The 14,590-nt window shown below is 59.6% G+C and carries 15 protein-coding genes; 6 read left to right on the forward strand and 9 right to left on the reverse strand.

Translation table 11 applies throughout. The features are described from left to right. Positions 1 to 4: 4 nt before the first annotated feature. The 4 genes from FHT97_RS10570 to FHT97_RS10585 all read right to left on the reverse strand — a co-directional run bounded on the left by FHT97_RS10570 (position 5) and on the right by FHT97_RS10585 (position 4,418). Positions 5 to 826, reverse strand: coding sequence for an ABC transporter permease (locus FHT97_RS10570; protein ID WP_183861946.1), 822 nt, complete (start codon positions 824 to 826; stop codon positions 5 to 7). A gap of 1 nt (position 827) precedes the next feature. Continuing rightward, complete coding sequence (locus FHT97_RS10575; protein WP_183861948.1) at positions 828 to 1,742, reverse strand: ABC transporter permease; 915 nt, start codon at positions 1,740 to 1,742, stop codon at positions 828 to 830. 245 nt (positions 1,743 to 1,987) lie between these two features. Then, on the reverse strand, positions 1,988 to 3,295 hold the full coding sequence (locus FHT97_RS10580) for a PotD/PotF family extracellular solute-binding protein (protein WP_183861950.1): 1,308 nt from the start codon (positions 3,293 to 3,295) through the stop codon (positions 1,988 to 1,990). A 34-nt stretch (positions 3,296 to 3,329) separates the two neighbouring features. Next, positions 3,330 to 4,418 (reverse strand): ABC transporter ATP-binding protein, encoded by a 1,089-nt coding sequence (locus FHT97_RS10585; RefSeq protein ID WP_183861952.1) that lies wholly within the window; start codon positions 4,416 to 4,418, stop codon positions 3,330 to 3,332. A gap of 268 nt (positions 4,419 to 4,686) precedes the next feature. Here FHT97_RS10585 and FHT97_RS10590 point away from each other — a divergent pair, with 268 nt between their 5' ends. Further along, entirely contained in the window at positions 4,687 to 5,400 is a 714-nt protein-coding gene (locus FHT97_RS10590; RefSeq protein ID WP_210296667.1) for a GntR family transcriptional regulator, read from the forward strand. A 241-nt stretch (positions 5,401 to 5,641) separates the two neighbouring features. On the opposite strand, the gene FHT97_RS10595 is transcribed toward FHT97_RS10590, so the two are convergent. Beyond that, entirely contained in the window at positions 5,642 to 6,097 is a 456-nt protein-coding gene (locus tag FHT97_RS10595; protein ID WP_016555203.1) for an Lrp/AsnC family transcriptional regulator, read from the reverse strand. Between the two features lie 115 nt (positions 6,098 to 6,212). Here FHT97_RS10595 and FHT97_RS10600 point away from each other — a divergent pair, with 115 nt between their 5' ends. The 3 genes from FHT97_RS10600 to FHT97_RS10610 all read left to right on the forward strand — a co-directional run bounded on the left by FHT97_RS10600 (position 6,213) and on the right by FHT97_RS10610 (position 8,217). After that, complete coding sequence (locus tag FHT97_RS10600; RefSeq protein ID WP_183861954.1) at positions 6,213 to 7,142, forward strand: DMT family transporter; 930 nt, start codon at positions 6,213 to 6,215, stop codon at positions 7,140 to 7,142. A 255-nt stretch (positions 7,143 to 7,397) separates the two neighbouring features. After that, positions 7,398 to 7,754: a metalloregulator ArsR/SmtB family transcription factor gene (locus FHT97_RS10605; protein ID WP_183861956.1), complete on the forward strand. Its 357-nt coding sequence runs from the start codon at positions 7,398 to 7,400 to the stop codon at positions 7,752 to 7,754. Further along, positions 7,738 to 8,217 carry an SRPBCC family protein gene (locus FHT97_RS10610; protein WP_183861958.1) on the forward strand — a complete coding sequence of 160 codons (480 nt, stop codon included), beginning with the start codon at positions 7,738 to 7,740 and terminating at the stop codon, positions 8,215 to 8,217. The genes FHT97_RS10605 and FHT97_RS10610 overlap by 17 nt, the downstream gene beginning before the upstream one ends. 159 nt (positions 8,218 to 8,376) lie before the next feature. On the opposite strand, the gene FHT97_RS10615 is transcribed toward FHT97_RS10610, so the two are convergent. Continuing rightward, entirely contained in the window at positions 8,377 to 8,730 is a 354-nt protein-coding gene (locus tag FHT97_RS10615; RefSeq protein WP_183861960.1) for a hypothetical protein, read from the reverse strand. Between the two features lie 289 nt (positions 8,731 to 9,019). Here FHT97_RS10615 and FHT97_RS10620 point away from each other — a divergent pair, with 289 nt between their 5' ends. Then, entirely contained in the window at positions 9,020 to 10,174 is a 1,155-nt protein-coding gene (locus FHT97_RS10620) for an MFS transporter (protein ID WP_183755366.1), read from the forward strand. A gap of 303 nt (positions 10,175 to 10,477) precedes the next feature. Then, entirely contained in the window at positions 10,478 to 12,007 is a 1,530-nt protein-coding gene (locus FHT97_RS10625; RefSeq protein ID WP_183861962.1) for an FAD-dependent oxidoreductase, read from the forward strand. Between the two features lie 415 nt (positions 12,008 to 12,422). On the opposite strand, the gene FHT97_RS10630 is transcribed toward FHT97_RS10625, so the two are convergent. From FHT97_RS10630 to FHT97_RS10640, 3 genes are read right to left on the reverse strand one after another with little or no spacing between them, the layout of a single operon-like run. Beyond that, positions 12,423 to 13,076, reverse strand: coding sequence for an amino acid ABC transporter permease (locus FHT97_RS10630; protein ID WP_183861964.1), 654 nt, complete (start codon positions 13,074 to 13,076; stop codon positions 12,423 to 12,425). Beyond that, positions 13,073 to 13,741, reverse strand: a complete 669-nt coding sequence (locus FHT97_RS10635) for an amino acid ABC transporter permease (RefSeq protein ID WP_183861966.1) — start codon at positions 13,739 to 13,741, stop codon at positions 13,073 to 13,075. The genes FHT97_RS10630 and FHT97_RS10635 overlap by 4 nt, the downstream gene beginning before the upstream one ends. Before the next feature lie 35 nt (positions 13,742 to 13,776). Beyond that, positions 13,777 to 14,568, reverse strand: a complete 792-nt coding sequence (locus FHT97_RS10640; RefSeq protein WP_016555211.1) for a transporter substrate-binding domain-containing protein — start codon at positions 14,566 to 14,568, stop codon at positions 13,777 to 13,779. Positions 14,569 to 14,590 lie beyond the last annotated feature (22 nt).

Below are 14,590 nucleotides of genomic sequence, written 5' to 3' on the forward strand. Positions count from 1 at the left end.
GGGGTCAGCTTACCTTTGCCTGACGCCGACGCAGCATGAGCATGATGCCGAGCGCGACGAGGATGATAGTGAAGGAAAACAGCGTCGTTACCGTGCCGAGCGCGTATAGCACCGGCGTCGTGACGTTGGTGGTCATACCGTAGATTTCGAGCGGCAGCGTGTTGTAGCTGCCTGATGTCATCAGCGTCCGGGCGAATTCGTCGTAAGAGAGCGTGAAGCCGAACAGCCCGACACCGATCAGGCTCGGCGCAATCATCGGCAGCACGACGTGGCGGAAGGTCTGCCAAGAACTCGCGCCAAGATCGCGGGCAGCTTCCTCGTAGGCGGGCGAGAAACGGTTGAACACGGCGAACATGATGAGCACGCCGAACGGCAACGTCCATGTCAGATGCGCGCCGAAGGCCGACGAATACCAGGCAGGCTTCAGCCCGCCCTGCTGGAACACCACGCCGATTCCGAGCGAGATGATGATCGACGGCACCACGAGGCTGGCGACAGTCGCGTAAAACAGAAAAGTCGCGCCACGGAACCGGCGGCGGAAGGCAAGGCCCGCGAGCAGCGATACGACGACCGTGACAACCATCACCATCAGGCCGAGCGTAGACGACCGACGGAACGAGGCGCCGAAATCGCCCACCGCCTGTTTCTCGAACAGATTGTAGAACCAGTGAACGGAAATGCCGTTCAGCGGAAAGGTGAGGCCGCCATCCGGCCCCTGAAAGGACAGGATCAGGATCGCCGAGAGCGGTCCGTAGAGGAACAGCACGAAGACAAGGAAGAAGGCTGCGAGCACGTAGAATTCGAAGGTGCGCCTCTCGTGGTTCATCTCAAAGCTCCTTGCGGATATCGACGACGCGCAGGATGGCCGCGACCATCATCAGGACGACGACCAGAAGCACGACGGCATTGGCGGCGGCGGCAGGATATTGCAGCAGCGACATCTGGTTCTTCATCATCAGCGCCACTGAAGCGCTCTGCCCGCCGGACATCACCTGCACGGTGGAGAAGTCAGCCATCACAAGCGTCACAACGAAGATCGAGCCGATGGCGATGCCGGGCTTGGCGAGCGGGATGACGACGTTCCAGAGGATCTGCCAGCCGCTGGCGCCGGCATCGCGCGCTGCCTCGAACAGCGAGCGGTCGATGCGCATCAGCGTGTTGAAGATCGGTGTCACCATGAACAGCGTGTAGAGATGCACCATGGCGAGAACCACGGCGAAATCGGAATAGAGCAGCCACTCGATCGGCTGCGGGATGATGCCCGCCTTGATCAGCGCAGAGTTGACGAGGCCATTGCGGCCGAGCACCGGGATCCACGAGATCATGCGGATGATGTTCGACGTCATGAACGGCACGGTGCAGACCAGAAACAGGATCATCTGCGTCGACGTGCGGCGGATATGAAAGGCAAGGAAATAGGCGACCCAGAAACCGATGAAGACGGTCAGCGCCCAGACGATGACGGTGAATTTCAGCGTATTGAGATAGGTCTTCCACGTCACCCACGAGCCGAGCGTCTCGGTGTAGTTCATCGTCAGGAAATCGGGATAGAGACCGGCGAAGTCGTAATCCCAGAAGCTCACCACCGCGATCATCGCGATCGGCAGGATGAAGAAGAAACCGAGGATCAGGATGAGCGGCGTCGCCTGGAGATAGGAGGCGGCCCACGGCGCAAGCCGAAAGCCAGCACTGCGGACCCGGTCAGTCGTCTCGTTTGTCTCTGCTGAAGCGATCGTCGCCATCTGCCATCCTCTCGGATTTGCCTTGAAACGGAATTGAGAGAGGGATCGAAGACCCCTCCCCAACCCTCCCCACAGGGGGGAGGGAGTTCTTCTGTTGCACCCTCCCCACAAGAGCGAGGGCGTTTTCTGCCGCCACGCTCCTCGGGAGGAACCGGCTCCTTGCCGCAGCGCCCACGCTCCCTCCCCCTTGTGGGGAGGGTTTGGGGAGGGGAAAGCGGCACCCGCTGTGGCGGATGATGGCCGCCTTAAGCCGCGATGAACTCGTTCCAGCGGCGAACCATGTAGCGGTCTTCGTCCATGACGGAGTTCCAGCACGCGACATGACCCATGCGCTCTTCGAACGAACCACCGTCGCGAACGGCGCCGGCCTTCTCCATGACCTTGCCTTCCGGCGAGAGGATATCGCCCTGGGCTGCCTTGCCTTCGATCCAGTAGCCCCACTCGTCAGCCGTCATGAAGCCCTTGGCGGTGTCCATGCAGGCAGAGTAGTAGCCCTGGCGGTTGAGGTAGCCGCCGACCCAGCCGGATGTGTACCAGTTGATGTACTCGTAGGCCGCATCGAGCTCGGCACCCTTGAGGTGCGAAGCGAGGCCGAGACCGCCGCCCCACGAGCGATAGCCTTCCTTGAGCGGCTGGTATTTGCAGGCGATGCCCTTGGAGCGAACAGCGGCGACAGCCGGCGACCACATGGACTGGATGATGACTTCGCCCGAAGCCATCAGGTTGACCGACTCGTCGAACGACTTCCAGAAGGCGCGGAACTGACCGTCCTGCTTTGCCTTGATCAGGAAGTCGATCGTCTTGTCGATCTCTTCCTTGGTCATGTTGCCCTTGTCGGCGTACTTGATGTTGCCGAGCGCTTCCATGATCATCGCGGCATCCATGATGCCGATCGACGGGATGTTGAGGATTGAGGTCTTGCCCTTGAACTTCGGGTCCATGATATCGGCCCAGGTCGAGATCTCGCGGCCGACGAGATCAGGGCGAATGCCGAGCGTGTCGGCGTTGTAGATCGTCGGCATCATGGTGAAGAGCTCGGTCTCGCCCTTGGCGAAGGTCTTGGCGTCGGCTTTTTCGACGTAACCGACCGTGTGCGGCGCGGTGCCCTGCGCAATCACGCTATCCGGCTTCAGCTTGCCGTTCTTGAACAGCGGAACGACCTTGTCGTAGTACTTCAGCTTCTTCACATCCATCGGCTGGATGACGCCGGTCGGATAGACCTTCTTCAGGATCCAGTATTCGATGTCGGCGATGTCGTAGCTGTCAGGCTGCGTCACGGCGCGCTGCGCGGCGGCGTCGGAATCCGTCGCCGTCATCTCGAGCGTGATGCCGAGGTCCTTCTTGCACTGCTCGGCGATGGCGTTGATGTTGGAGACGCCGGTGCCGAACTGGCGAAGCGTGATGTTGGACTGCGCCCAGATGGTCGGGAAGCCGGTGATCAGGCCGGAGCCGGCGGCAGCGCCGAGGGCGGCAGCACCCGTCTTCAGCAGGCTGCGGCGCGACACGCCCTTGCCCATCAGACCCTTCTTGGTGGTTTTCGTTGTATCAGTCATGTCAGTTCCCTCTGGTTTTTGTGGTAATGAAGATTCATGCCGAAACGCGGCCCAGGAGAACGGCGTCCTCCAAGGCCCAACTCAGGGACACCGCATCGCCGACCGATGCGGGGTTGGCGAAATAATCGCCATCGGACGCAATGACGGTGAAGTCATCGCTGCCCGCGCCGGCCACGGTGAGCTTCACCGAGGCGCCGCGATATTCGATGTTGGAGACGACGCCGTTGAAACCGAGCGTCTTGTCGGAAGCGGTATCGAGCCGCACCCGATCTGTGCGGATACCGATGTCGACACTCTCGCCGGCGTGCTTGCCGTTGCCGCGCACCGAGAATGTCTGACCTTCCGGAACCTCGAGCGTCGTAACACCGTCTTTCGAGGAAACGACGCGGCCGGAGAGAACATTGTGATCCCCCATGAAGCGAGCGACGAAGGCGGTGGCCGGCTCCTCGAAGACCTTGCGCGGCGTTGCCGCCTGCTCGATCTTGCCGTCGTTCATGATGACAATGATATCGGCGAGCGCCATCGCCTCTTCCTGGCTGTGCGTCACATGCACGAAGGTGATGCCGAGGCTCTTCTGCAGCTTTTTCAGTTCGGCACGCATGCGGATCTTCAGGAACGGATCGAGCGCCGACAACGGCTCGTCGAGCAGCAGCGCTTCCGGATCGGTAATCAGCGCGCGTGCCAGCGCCACACGCTGCTGCTGCCCGCCTGATAACTGTGCTGGCCGCCGCGTCGCATAGGCGTCCATCTGCATCAGTTTCAGCAACTCGAGCGCCTTGGTCCGCCGTTCGTCCTTCTCGACACCCTTCATCTTCAGGCTGAAAGCGACGTTGTCGACGAGGTCGAGATGCGGGAAGAGCGCATAAGACTGGAACATCATCGCCGTGCCGCGCTTGGCCGGCGGAAAGTCGGTGACGACTGTATTGCCAAGCCTGATATCACCGGACGAAATGCTTTCGTGCCCGGCGATCATGCGCAGCGTTGAGGTCTTGCCGCAGCCGGAGGGGCCGAGAAAGCAGCAATAGGAACCGGCCGGTATCTTCAGGCTGATGGAATGGACCGCCGTGGTGGCGCCATACACCTTGGAAACTGATACGATATCGATCTCTGCGGCCTTCGACATTGGTCTTCCCCTGTTCGAGAAGGACAATGCATCCGCCGTGCCAGTTCCTATTGCGGTGCATCAAGCGTCGAAAAATCAAACACTTCGCTTTGCAGAAGGGTCACACATCAAAATTGCGGCACCAACATCACCTGCCCAGAAAATAGGCTATCGTTCGCACTTCGTGCAAACGATCGTATACAATTTAGCCATCTCTTTGAGCGCAAATTCCGTTTAACTTTTACGGGAAACGCAGATATCATTTCCCGGTCAAAAGGTATTTGTGTTCATGAAGCCCACCGCAACCGCCGTGCATACCACAGAGGATTCAACCGATACGGGCGCACAACAGATCCGCGACGCGATCCGCGATGCGATCGTCGAGCGGCGGCTGTCGCCGGGAACAAAGCTATCGGAAAGCGATGTCGGCAACCTGTTCAACGTCAGCCGTACGCTTGCGCGCGCCGCCCTGCAGGCTCTTTCCTATGAGGGCCTGGTCAGCGTCGAAAAGAACCGTGGCGCGTTCGTCGCCTACCCCTCGCCCGATGAGGCTCGCCAGATTTTCGCTGCCCGCCGCCTGGTCGAGCCCGGGATCTTGCGGGAGGCTGCAGCCAGAATCACGCCTTCGCAAATCCAGCATCTGAAGCAATTGCTCATCGCGGAAGGCCGCCTGATGAGCGAGCGCGGCCAGATGGCACGACGTGCCGAGATCAAGGCATCGGGCGACTTTCACCTGACGCTTGCCGCCATATCCGGCAATGCGATCATGCAACGTTTTATGGATGAACTCGTAGCCCGCTCGTCGCTGGTGATCGCCCTTTATGGTCAATCGACCATATCGAGTTGCGGTCATTCCGAGCATGGCGATATCGTCGCCGCGATCGAGAGGAACGATCTCGACGAGGCATGCAGGCTGATGCTGCACCACATCGCGCATATCGAGGCCGATCTTGATCTTCGCGAACGCAAGAGCGTCGGTCTCAAGGAAGCCTTCGAGGGGTGAGGTCAGATTAACCAGAGCCGAAGGCGTTGACCGGGTACTGCTGGTTTCCAAGTCTGCCATGAGCGGAAGGGCATCATCGGATGCCCGACCCGCATCGGGATCGCCGAGACAAATGCTCGACAGGCAGCAGAAAAAGAGACTACCGGCGGCGCAAAGTCATGGTCCGCTTATGGCCTGCCGAGAGCGGACGATAATCGGCGCCTCTTTAGCTGGAGGCGGCACAGATAGTCCGACCCTTCCATCAGATACGCGGGAACACCGTCGTCTTCTTGACGGTTGCATAGGCGAAACTTGTGTCGATCCCCGCGATCCCTTCGATGTTGTGAAGCTGTTGCCTGACGAACTGCTCGTAGTCCTTCAGACTTTGAACGAGGACGCGCAGGAGATAGTCGGCCTCCCCCGTCATGACGTAGCAGTCCTGTATATTGTCGATGGAGCGGACCTTTCGCTCGAAGGCCGCGATCGCCGCCTCCGAGTGGCGCTCGAGCCTGATGCGGACGAACGCGGTGATTGGAAGCCCGTAGGCCTCCTCATCCACGATAGCGGTGTACCCCTTGATGACACCGTTCTCTTCCAGGAGCCTGAGACGGCGAAGACATGGAGACGGCGAAAGCGCCACTTTCTCGGAAAGCTCTTGGTTCGATAGGCGGCCGTCCCGCTGCAGCGTAGAGATGATCTGTCGGTCCTTCTCGTCCATGGCCCTCCCTCATTGGCAGAATCTGCCAAATATCGTTCCTGATGGGATCAACATAGCAAGAAACTGCCTGAGGAAGAAGCATATCATGTCACTCAATTTGACATCGAGGTTTCTCATGGCCGACATTACTACGACTTTCCCCAGACCGACGATCAAGTGGAATGAGACTGCCGCTGCAGGTTATGTTGTGTTGGCGCTCGTCGTCCTCATCTGGGCTGGGTTCGCGCTCACCATGCGAGCCATGGGCAAGTCACCGCTCGCTACTGCGGATGTCGCCCTGATCCGCTTCGCCGTGCCTGTGGTGGCGCTCCTGCCCTTGCTGTTCGGCCGCCTGCATCTGCTGCGGCAAGTCGACCGCAAGGCCGTCCTGTTGGTGCTGGCAGGTGGCGTGCCTTTCTATTTCATCGCGTCTGCGGGAGCCAAGCTGACCTCAGCGGCCTATGTTGGCGCATTGATCCCCGGTACGACCCCGCTCGCAATGGCCCTGATCTCGCGCTTGTTCATGGGTCGGAGACTCTCTACAAGACAAGCTCTTCCGATCGGACTTATCGTGGGTGGCGTCGTACTCATGATCGCTGGACAACGCCACGCTGTCACCGCGGAGACACTGCGGGGCGTCGGACTGCTTCTGCTCGCGAGCCTCATCTGGGCCGGATACACGATCGGGCTGCGGCATACCGGGTTGGACGCGATCTCAAACGGCCTCCTACTTTCGATCGGTTCCCTGGTGGCTATCGTACCTATGATGCTCGTCGGGCTGGTCGGAAGCAATTTCGGCCACTTCAGCCTCGGCGAGGCGCTGCCTTACGCACTCGTCCAGGGTATCGGGACGGGGCTGGTCTCGACCTTGGGCTACGCGTTCGCGATCTCGCGGCTCGGCGCGTCCCGAAGCGCCACGATCGGGTCCCTGTCTCCGGCGCTAACGTCCCTTTTAGCTATACCCCTATTGGGAGAGTCGCTCGCCGTCGCGACCGCCATCGCCGTCGCCCTGATGACATTCGGCGTAATCTTGGCGAATCGTACGGGCGAACGAGTTCCAGAATGACGGCTCGGCGCTTTGACTCCATGGAATAGGCGCGTCCCACGCCTCGAAGCGACGTGTCAGCAAATTCAGGGCTGTAGGCGCTCCGTGAACCGCCGTCGTTTAATGCGCACCTCCCGGTCAATGCCAATCGAGGTAATGGCGCGCGCTGCGCCCTTGGCGACTTGAGGTTTCACGTCATGCCGCCCCAGTCCCTCAACACTTAGGCAAACGCCTTAATATTATTGACAGGTGGTCCTGCTCGTTATAGTAAGGCACATGCCTTATCATTCCGCACCCCTGGATCTCGCCTTTCACGCCTTAAGCGACCCGACCCGCCGCGCGGTGGTTTCGCGACTGTCTGAGGGCGAGGTACCGGTGAGCCTCCTGGCCGAGCCGTTCGACATGGCCCTGCCTTCGTTCGTCCAGCATCTCAAGGTTTTGGAAGATTGCGGGCTGATTGCCAGCGAGAAGCGCGGGCGCAGCCGCTGGTGCCGGTTGGTACAGGCGCGGTTCGACGAGGCGGCGGACTGGATGGAGGCAGAGCGCCGGCGCTGGACCGACCGGTTGGATCGGCTGGAAGTCTATTTGGACAAGACGAAAGAGGATGGTGAAGGCAATGGCAAACCCGTTTGATACATGGTCGCTTGATCGAGAGATCGTACTGGTGAAAGTTCTGAACCATCGACGCGACAAGGTTTTTGCGGCGTGGATGGACCCCGGGGCGCTAGCCGAATGGTACGGTCCGGCCGGCCTGAAGATCGAGAGCTACGAGGCCGACATACGCGAGGGCGGACTCTGGCGGTTCGACATGGTTGGCCTGTTCGAGGGCAAAGAACAGCGTTTCCCGAACCTCATGCGCTTTCTGGAGATCGTGCCAAACGAGCGGATCGTGATGGACTATGGCACGCCTGATCCCAACGACCCCGACCGCTTCCGCGCCACGGTGACCTTCGATGAGCAGGCCGACGGGAAGACCGTGCTCACCATGCGCCAACTCCACCCCACCCGCCAGCGACGTCAGGTCGTCATCGGCTTCGGCGCGGTTGAGTATGGGCTACAGACGCTGGATGGCCTCGCAGCTTGGTTGGACGGCTGAGTATTTGGCCAATCAGCGCCGTCTGTACACCTTCTGTGAATTGGGTTTGTTGTGGTTCTGACAGAAAGCAGGCAGACTGCGCCGGGCAAACTTGGGAGAACGCTTCATCGTCCTCCCTCCTGCCGCCGGTTTCGACTGATCGCCAGGAAGCCCTCCGCCTCATTCCACATAGAAGACCATGTTGCCGTTTCGCGCTCTCATCACCCATTCAATGTCATTGGGCGTTAGCTTCTTGGCCTTCAGTTGATCAACAAGCCATTTGTTCTGGCGTGCTGCGTTTCGGATCGCGTTCACATGCTGCGCGTCACCCGGCGATGGATGCGCACCTGTTTCATGCGCCGTACGGTAGCTTACGACTGAGAGTCGCTTCCCGTGATAAGTCCGCACATACGCAGGGAGATTTTCGCTCCAGTTCATTCTCCGGTGTTCTTGCCTCGTCTGTTGCGCTGCAGCCAGCAGGGCGGTCGGGATCGTCGAGACCGCAATGCCCAGGACAATAGCCAGCTTCCTCATGACGCCCTCCGAAGAGAAAGGTTGCCGGACGATCTTACGCGATATGGAGGCAGCAGGCACCGTGGGAATCGCCGGTTTGCATCACGGGCAGAAGGCAATGATGGCCCGGGTTGGGTCCCTGCGGACCAAAGGGCGATCCAAACCCTGCCTGATCCTGAGACGGGCCGACCTCCCCTCCGAAGTCAGCGATCAATTGATGGTCTACACGGCTTATCAGTTGGGGGCATGTTGTTAGTGAGCCGCGATTCACGTAGAAGAGGGCTCCCATCAAGTTCACCCCGGAGCTCCCGTGCATATCGGACCGCAACAGCGGATTTACGTCTGTTTCTTCCTGTTCGCCGTCTCCATGGGCGCCATGCTTTCGCGCCTTCCGGACATTCAAGATGCGCTGCAGATCGATAAGTCCGAGCTTGGCCTGACTCTGATCGGAGCCGCCATTGGCGCCCTGATTTCTTTGACGTTCTCGTCACCGATCGTCGCCCGCCTTGGAGCTCGAACGACCGCCTTCCTGACCGTCTTGGGTACCTCCGCTTGCCTTGCCCTCGTGCCATGGATGAGCGCCGCTCCCCTGGTATTCGGTATTCTTCTTTGCGAAGGACTTCTGGCGGGGGCGCTGGAAATCAATCTCAACGTCGAGATCGATCGGATCGAGGCGCAACTGGGGCGCGGCGTCATGAACCGGGCGCACGGTTTCTGGAGCCTCGGCTTCTTCGTCACCGCGCTGATATCGGCCGCGGTCCGTCAGGCTGGAGTGTCAATGCAGCTCCATTTGGCTTTGACGTTTGGCTTCGTCTTGGTCGTTGGCACTCTGGCAATCGCAGGCATGCGCAATGCTCCAGCCAGACCCACGCAGGAGCATTCCGACACGGGGCGCATCGCGCTACCGACCATTGCGCTTCTTCCTCTGTGTGTGATCGGTATCGCTGCTTTCCTGGTTGAGGGTGCAGGCATCGATTGGTCTGCAATCTATATGCGCGACGTATTCCAGTCTGAGCCCTTTGTGGGCGGCCTGGGTCTCACGCTTTTCACCTTCTTCATGGCTATGACGAGGATTTTCGCAGATCCGTTCGTCGATCGCTTTGGCTCGCGGGCGGTAGCATTCACTCTGCTGTTGGTGTCGGCAGCCGGTCTGAGCGCAGTTTGGCTTGCGCCGCATCAATTGATCGCCCTTTTCGGGTTTGCCCTCATGGGCGGCGGCTGCAGCGTGGTTTATCCGCTTGCGGTTTCCGCGGCGGCCCAGCGGTCGGACCGAGCCTCTCATCTCAATGTCGCAGCGCTCGGTCAAATGTCGTTTGTCGTGTTTTTCCTCGCTCCGCCACTCCTCGGTTTTGTAGCGGAGCATTTTGGTATACGGACAGCATACTTGGTATGTTTGCCCGTGATCCTGGGCGCACTGATATGCGTTCGCGCCCTCTCCGCCCGGCGCCCGTTGGCCGTCGCATAGGGTTGGCTGCCAATCGCACCCTGCTTTTCCGATGACGGCAACACGAATGAGGTCGGACTTTGAGGTTCGTAGTGACCTCTTCTCTTCGTTGCAGGAGGTGCCGGCAACGAACCGACGTCCTGGACGAATCGCTCCTCCCAAATTGCGACCCTATAGTCCCCTATTCGCCCGCTAGACTTCCACGAGCCGAGCCGAATTCATTTGCCTAAGAGGCGGAATGGCGGGAAATTGACTGGGGTTGTCTGCTGAGCAACCAAGTGTGGCAACGGCATGATGACGGGAACGTCCTCCAGGGAGGAGAAAATGGCCGACCATTCAAAGCTCAAGGGACCCGATCTGGCCCTCGGTATTGCACTCGCCGAACTGGCAGACGGAGGCAAGCTGGTCGGTCATTGCGACGGCGAACCGGTGCTCTTGGTGCGCCGCGGAGCAGAGATATTTGCGGTTTCTGCCAGTTGCTCCCACTATGGCGGACCACTGGTAGACGGTCTCGTCGTCGACGATACCGTTCGCTGTCCTTGGCATCACGCCTGCTTTGACCTTCTCACCGGAGACGCGCTGCGGGCGCCGGCCCTATCGCCACTCGCTTGTTGGTCGGTCGAGCAGCGCGACGAAAGGATCTTCGTCGGCGAGAAGCGCAAGAAGCTGTCCCCCACCGCGCGCGAAAGCAAGACAGGTGCTCCACCAGAGCGGATCGCAATCGTCGGCGGTGGGGCGGCCGGTTTTGCCGCAGCGGAGAGGCTGCGGCGGGAGCAATATCAGGGCGACATTGTCATGATCAGCGACGATGAGGCAGCGCCCGTCGACCGCCCCAACCTCTCAAAGGACTATCTCGCAGGCAAGGCTCCCGAAGACTGGATTCCGCTGCGCAACGAAAACTTCTATGCCAAGAATGGCATCGATCTACGCCTCGGCACCAAGGTCACCAGTATCGATATCGGTGCCAGCGAGGTCGCGCTCGCCAACGGAGCACGGGTAGCATTCGACAAATTGCTGCTCGCGACCGGTGCCGAACCGGTGCGACTGACCATCCCCGGCGCCGACATGCCTCATGTCCATACGTTGCGTTCGCTGGCCGACAGCCGCAGGATCATCGCACAAGCCGGCGCCGCGCGACGCGCTGTGGTACTCGGCGCCAGTTTCATCGGTCTCGAGGTTGCCGCCGCTCTTCGAACCCGGAGCCTCGAAGTGCATGTGGTGGCGCCCGGTGAACGGCCCATGGAACGAGTGCTGGGACCACAGATGGGCGACTTCATTCGCGCTCTGCATGAGGAAAATGGCGTCGTCTTCCACCTGGGAGATCGGGCGGCGAGTATTAGTGCGAGCGAGGTCCTGCTGAGCAGCGGCAGCACCCTGGGCGCCGACATCGTCGTTGCCGGCATCGGTGTGCGGCCGCGGGTCGATCTTGCCGAAACAGCCGGTCTCGCCACTGATCGAGGCGTCCTGGTCAGTTCCTATCTCGAAACCAGCGTCTCCGGCATATATGCAGCCGGCGACATCGCGCGGTGGCCTGACACCCACAGCGGCGAAAACATCAGGGTGGAGCATTGGGTGGTGGCGCAGCGGCAGGGTGCTACCGCGGCGCTCAACATGCTCGGACACCGGAAGAAATTCACGGATGTACCGTTCTTCTGGAGTCAGCATTACGACATTCCGATCAATTATGTCGGCCATGCCGAGGGATGGGACAAAATCGAAGTGGAGGGCGATATTGCCGCTAGGGACTGCCTCGTGCGCTACAAGCGTGGTGGGCAGGTCCAGGCAGTTGCCACGATCTTCCGCGATGTCGAAAGCCTCCGAGCAGAACTGGCGATGGAGCACGGCACGGCCTAGAACGTGACGGGATCATGAAGTATGCATGCGTTTTGCCCGAGCGACCGGCAAAACATCCAGACTGGCCCAGGAGTGGAATCCCCAGCGACTGGAAGCGTCCGCTCGAACGCTGGTTATAAGCGTCCATAAGCGACAGGATCGGTACCCAAAACAGCATACCACCACTACGCGTGCATTTCAGGGTTAGGCGTCGGTCAGGGCAGCCCGTGTCTTGTCGAGCGAGAGCTAAGAAAGGGCCCACTTCTGGCACTTTGATACAGGGCATGCAGCGCTTCCAAGTGCCTACGAGATCGTTAGTTCCGATTCCCGATTCCACCAAGCCGCCGGTTCTGCCGGCGCTTGGGTTGGAAGGCGTAACAGTAATCGCAGCACTAGCTCAGCATGGCGGAGGAGAGCCGCCCCCGTCATTTGCTGGCTAGTTTGAACAAACCGCGGCTTCCCGTTCAAGCTTTCGCGCATACTCGGTAAGTGGGTAGCAAAGCACAAAGAAGATGACAGCGACTAGCCCGTAAACCTTGAAAGGTTCGAACGTCGCGTTGTTGATCGCGTTTGCGGTCCTCATCAGTTCCTCAAAGCCAAGAATGGACGTCAAGGCTGTGCTCTTGATGAGCTGCACGAGAAACCCGACGGTCGGTGCCCGGGTTATCCTGAAAGCCTGTGGGAGGATAATGAGCCGAAGCTCTTGCAGGCGGTGCAGACCGAGACTTGCGCCAGCGTCCCACTGACCGCGCGGGAGCGCCTCGACGCCGCTCCGCCAGATCTCCGCGAGATACGCGCTTGCATAAAATGTCAGCCCACATACGGCAGCAGTCCAGGGCTCGATGCGGAATCCCAACATGGGCAAGCCAAAAAACATCAGGAAAAGCTGCATGAGGAGCGGCGTCCCCTGGAACAGCGCGATGTAACCTGACGCCAGGCGCCGTGGCCAAGAGGCCTTCGATATACGAGCAAAGAGGATTGCCATGCCGACGCTCGCCCCGCCAACAAACGCAGCAATCGACAGAAGAAGCGTCCAACGCGTCGCGAAGACAAGATTGCGCAAAATATCCCAGAACGTGAACTCGATCATGATATCCCCGCTCCAAGGAACCGGCGACCACCAGCAATCAGCAAACGCCTGAGGCTTGCTGACATGGCAAGATAGATCATCGTCACGACAAGATAGGTCTCGAATGAACGAAAGGTGCGGGCTTGCAATAGATCGGCCTCTTGCGCCAGTTCGCGAACGGAAATCTGTGAGACCACAGCCGATTCCAGCATCATGATGACAATCTGACTTGTGAGGGCCGGAAAGATAATCTTGAGCGCCTGGGGCAAGACGACTTTGAAAAATACGTGCCTGGGCTTCAGTCCAAGCGCCCGTGCGGCCTCGCCTTGCCCCTTGGGGATAGCATCAAGCCCAGCGCCTACCACCTCGGTCGTGTAGGCCGCCATGTTGAGGGTCATGGCGAGTATTGCCGCGGTCACCGGATTGAGACGGATTCCGAGGCTTGGGAGGCCAAAGAAAATGAAGAACAACTGGACCAGAAACGGCGTGTTACGGATGACTTCAACGTAGATGCCAACAGCCCGGCGCAACCAGCCGAACCGGCTTCTTCGCGCCGCAGCGCCGAAAACACTGAGTACCGTCCCGAAGACGGTGGTGCAGGCAATCAGCAAAAGCGTCATGCTTGCGCCATATGCAAGCGCTCCCGCGCCGCCCCAAAGCCAATCGAAGCCAAGGCTATAGGTCATCGCCACTCCTTTCACGGCGGGGAGCAGTCATACGATCAATCCTTGAGATTTTCAGGGTTGAGTGGCGTCTTCAGCCAGGCCTTCGAACTAGCGTCGAGTTTCCCCTCCGCGATCATCTTGGCAACCACGTCATTGACGGCGTTCTTCAGGCCATCCTCGCTCTTGCGAAGAGCAATGTGAGAAGGCGACGTCAAGAGCTGGAACTTTTGTTCCGGTTTCAAGGCGTCCTGACGTGCCAGAACCTGCGCTCCAACATCGTTGCCAACCACCATCAATTGCGTTTGACCCGAGATGAAGGCCTGGATAACGGAATTGTAGTTTTCGAAGCGCTGGATTGTTGCCGACGCGGGGGCGGCTGCCGTCAGGGAGGTGTCTTCGAGCGTGCCGCGGTTCACGGCAATCGTTTTGTCGGCGAGGTCGTCCTTGCCGCTGATGGCGACGGCTGCCGGCCCTATGACCGCGATGTAGTACGGTGCGTAAGCGGCAGCGAAATCAATTACTTCTGCACGCTCCTTGGAATAGCCGACGCTCATCAGAATGTCGACGCGCTTATCGTTCAGATAGGCAATTCGGTTTTGTCCGGTGACGCCTACGAGGTTGAGCTTCACGCCAAGACTGTCGGCAATGTTCTGAGCGACATCGACATCGTATCCCTTGAGGCTCATGTCCGCGCTGGCCGATGAAAATGGCGGGAAGTCGGAGAAAATGCCTACGCTGATTTGGCCAGCAGCCTTGATGTCGGCGAGGTCGTCGGCATGGGCCGACAGTCCGACCAGAGCGAATGCCGCGGCAGTTGCGATGGTTCTTCCTAGTTTGCTGATATTCATTTTATGTTCCCTTTTTCTTGGT

The organism is Rhizobium sp. BK399 (assembly GCF_014194695.1).
Lineage (GTDB): Bacteria > Pseudomonadota > Alphaproteobacteria > Rhizobiales > Rhizobiaceae > Rhizobium.

What these genes read in the sequence shown, in the direction of transcription:
- FHT97_RS10570 (WP_183861946.1), bottom strand. Translation starts at nt 826, where the DNA reads ATGAACCACGAGAGGCGCACCTTCGAATTCTACGTGCTCGCAGCCTTC.
- FHT97_RS10575 (WP_183861948.1), bottom strand. Translation starts at nt 1,742, where the DNA reads ATGGCGACGATCGCTTCAGCAGAGACAAACGAGACGACTGACCGGGTC.
- FHT97_RS10580 (WP_183861950.1), bottom strand. Translation starts at nt 3,295, where the DNA reads ATGACTGATACAACGAAAACCACCAAGAAGGGTCTGATGGGCAAGGGC.
- FHT97_RS10585 (WP_183861952.1), bottom strand. Translation starts at nt 4,418, where the DNA reads ATGTCGAAGGCCGCAGAGATCGATATCGTATCAGTTTCCAAGGTGTAT.
- FHT97_RS10590 (WP_210296667.1), top strand. Translation starts at nt 4,687, where the DNA reads ATGAAGCCCACCGCAACCGCCGTGCATACCACAGAGGATTCAACCGAT.
- FHT97_RS10595 (WP_016555203.1), bottom strand. Translation starts at nt 6,097, where the DNA reads ATGGACGAGAAGGACCGACAGATCATCTCTACGCTGCAGCGGGACGGC.
- FHT97_RS10600 (WP_183861954.1), top strand. Translation starts at nt 6,213, where the DNA reads ATGGCCGACATTACTACGACTTTCCCCAGACCGACGATCAAGTGGAAT.
- FHT97_RS10605 (WP_183861956.1), top strand. Translation starts at nt 7,398, where the DNA reads ATGCCTTATCATTCCGCACCCCTGGATCTCGCCTTTCACGCCTTAAGC.
- FHT97_RS10610 (WP_183861958.1), top strand. Translation starts at nt 7,738, where the DNA reads ATGGCAAACCCGTTTGATACATGGTCGCTTGATCGAGAGATCGTACTG.
- FHT97_RS10615 (WP_183861960.1), bottom strand. Translation starts at nt 8,730, where the DNA reads ATGAGGAAGCTGGCTATTGTCCTGGGCATTGCGGTCTCGACGATCCCG.
- FHT97_RS10625 (WP_183861962.1), top strand. Translation starts at nt 10,478, where the DNA reads ATGGCCGACCATTCAAAGCTCAAGGGACCCGATCTGGCCCTCGGTATT.
- FHT97_RS10630 (WP_183861964.1), bottom strand. Translation starts at nt 13,076, where the DNA reads ATGATCGAGTTCACGTTCTGGGATATTTTGCGCAATCTTGTCTTCGCG.
- FHT97_RS10635 (WP_183861966.1), bottom strand. Translation starts at nt 13,741, where the DNA reads ATGACCTATAGCCTTGGCTTCGATTGGCTTTGGGGCGGCGCGGGAGCG.
- FHT97_RS10640 (WP_016555211.1), bottom strand. Translation starts at nt 14,568, where the DNA reads ATGAATATCAGCAAACTAGGAAGAACCATCGCAACTGCCGCGGCATTC.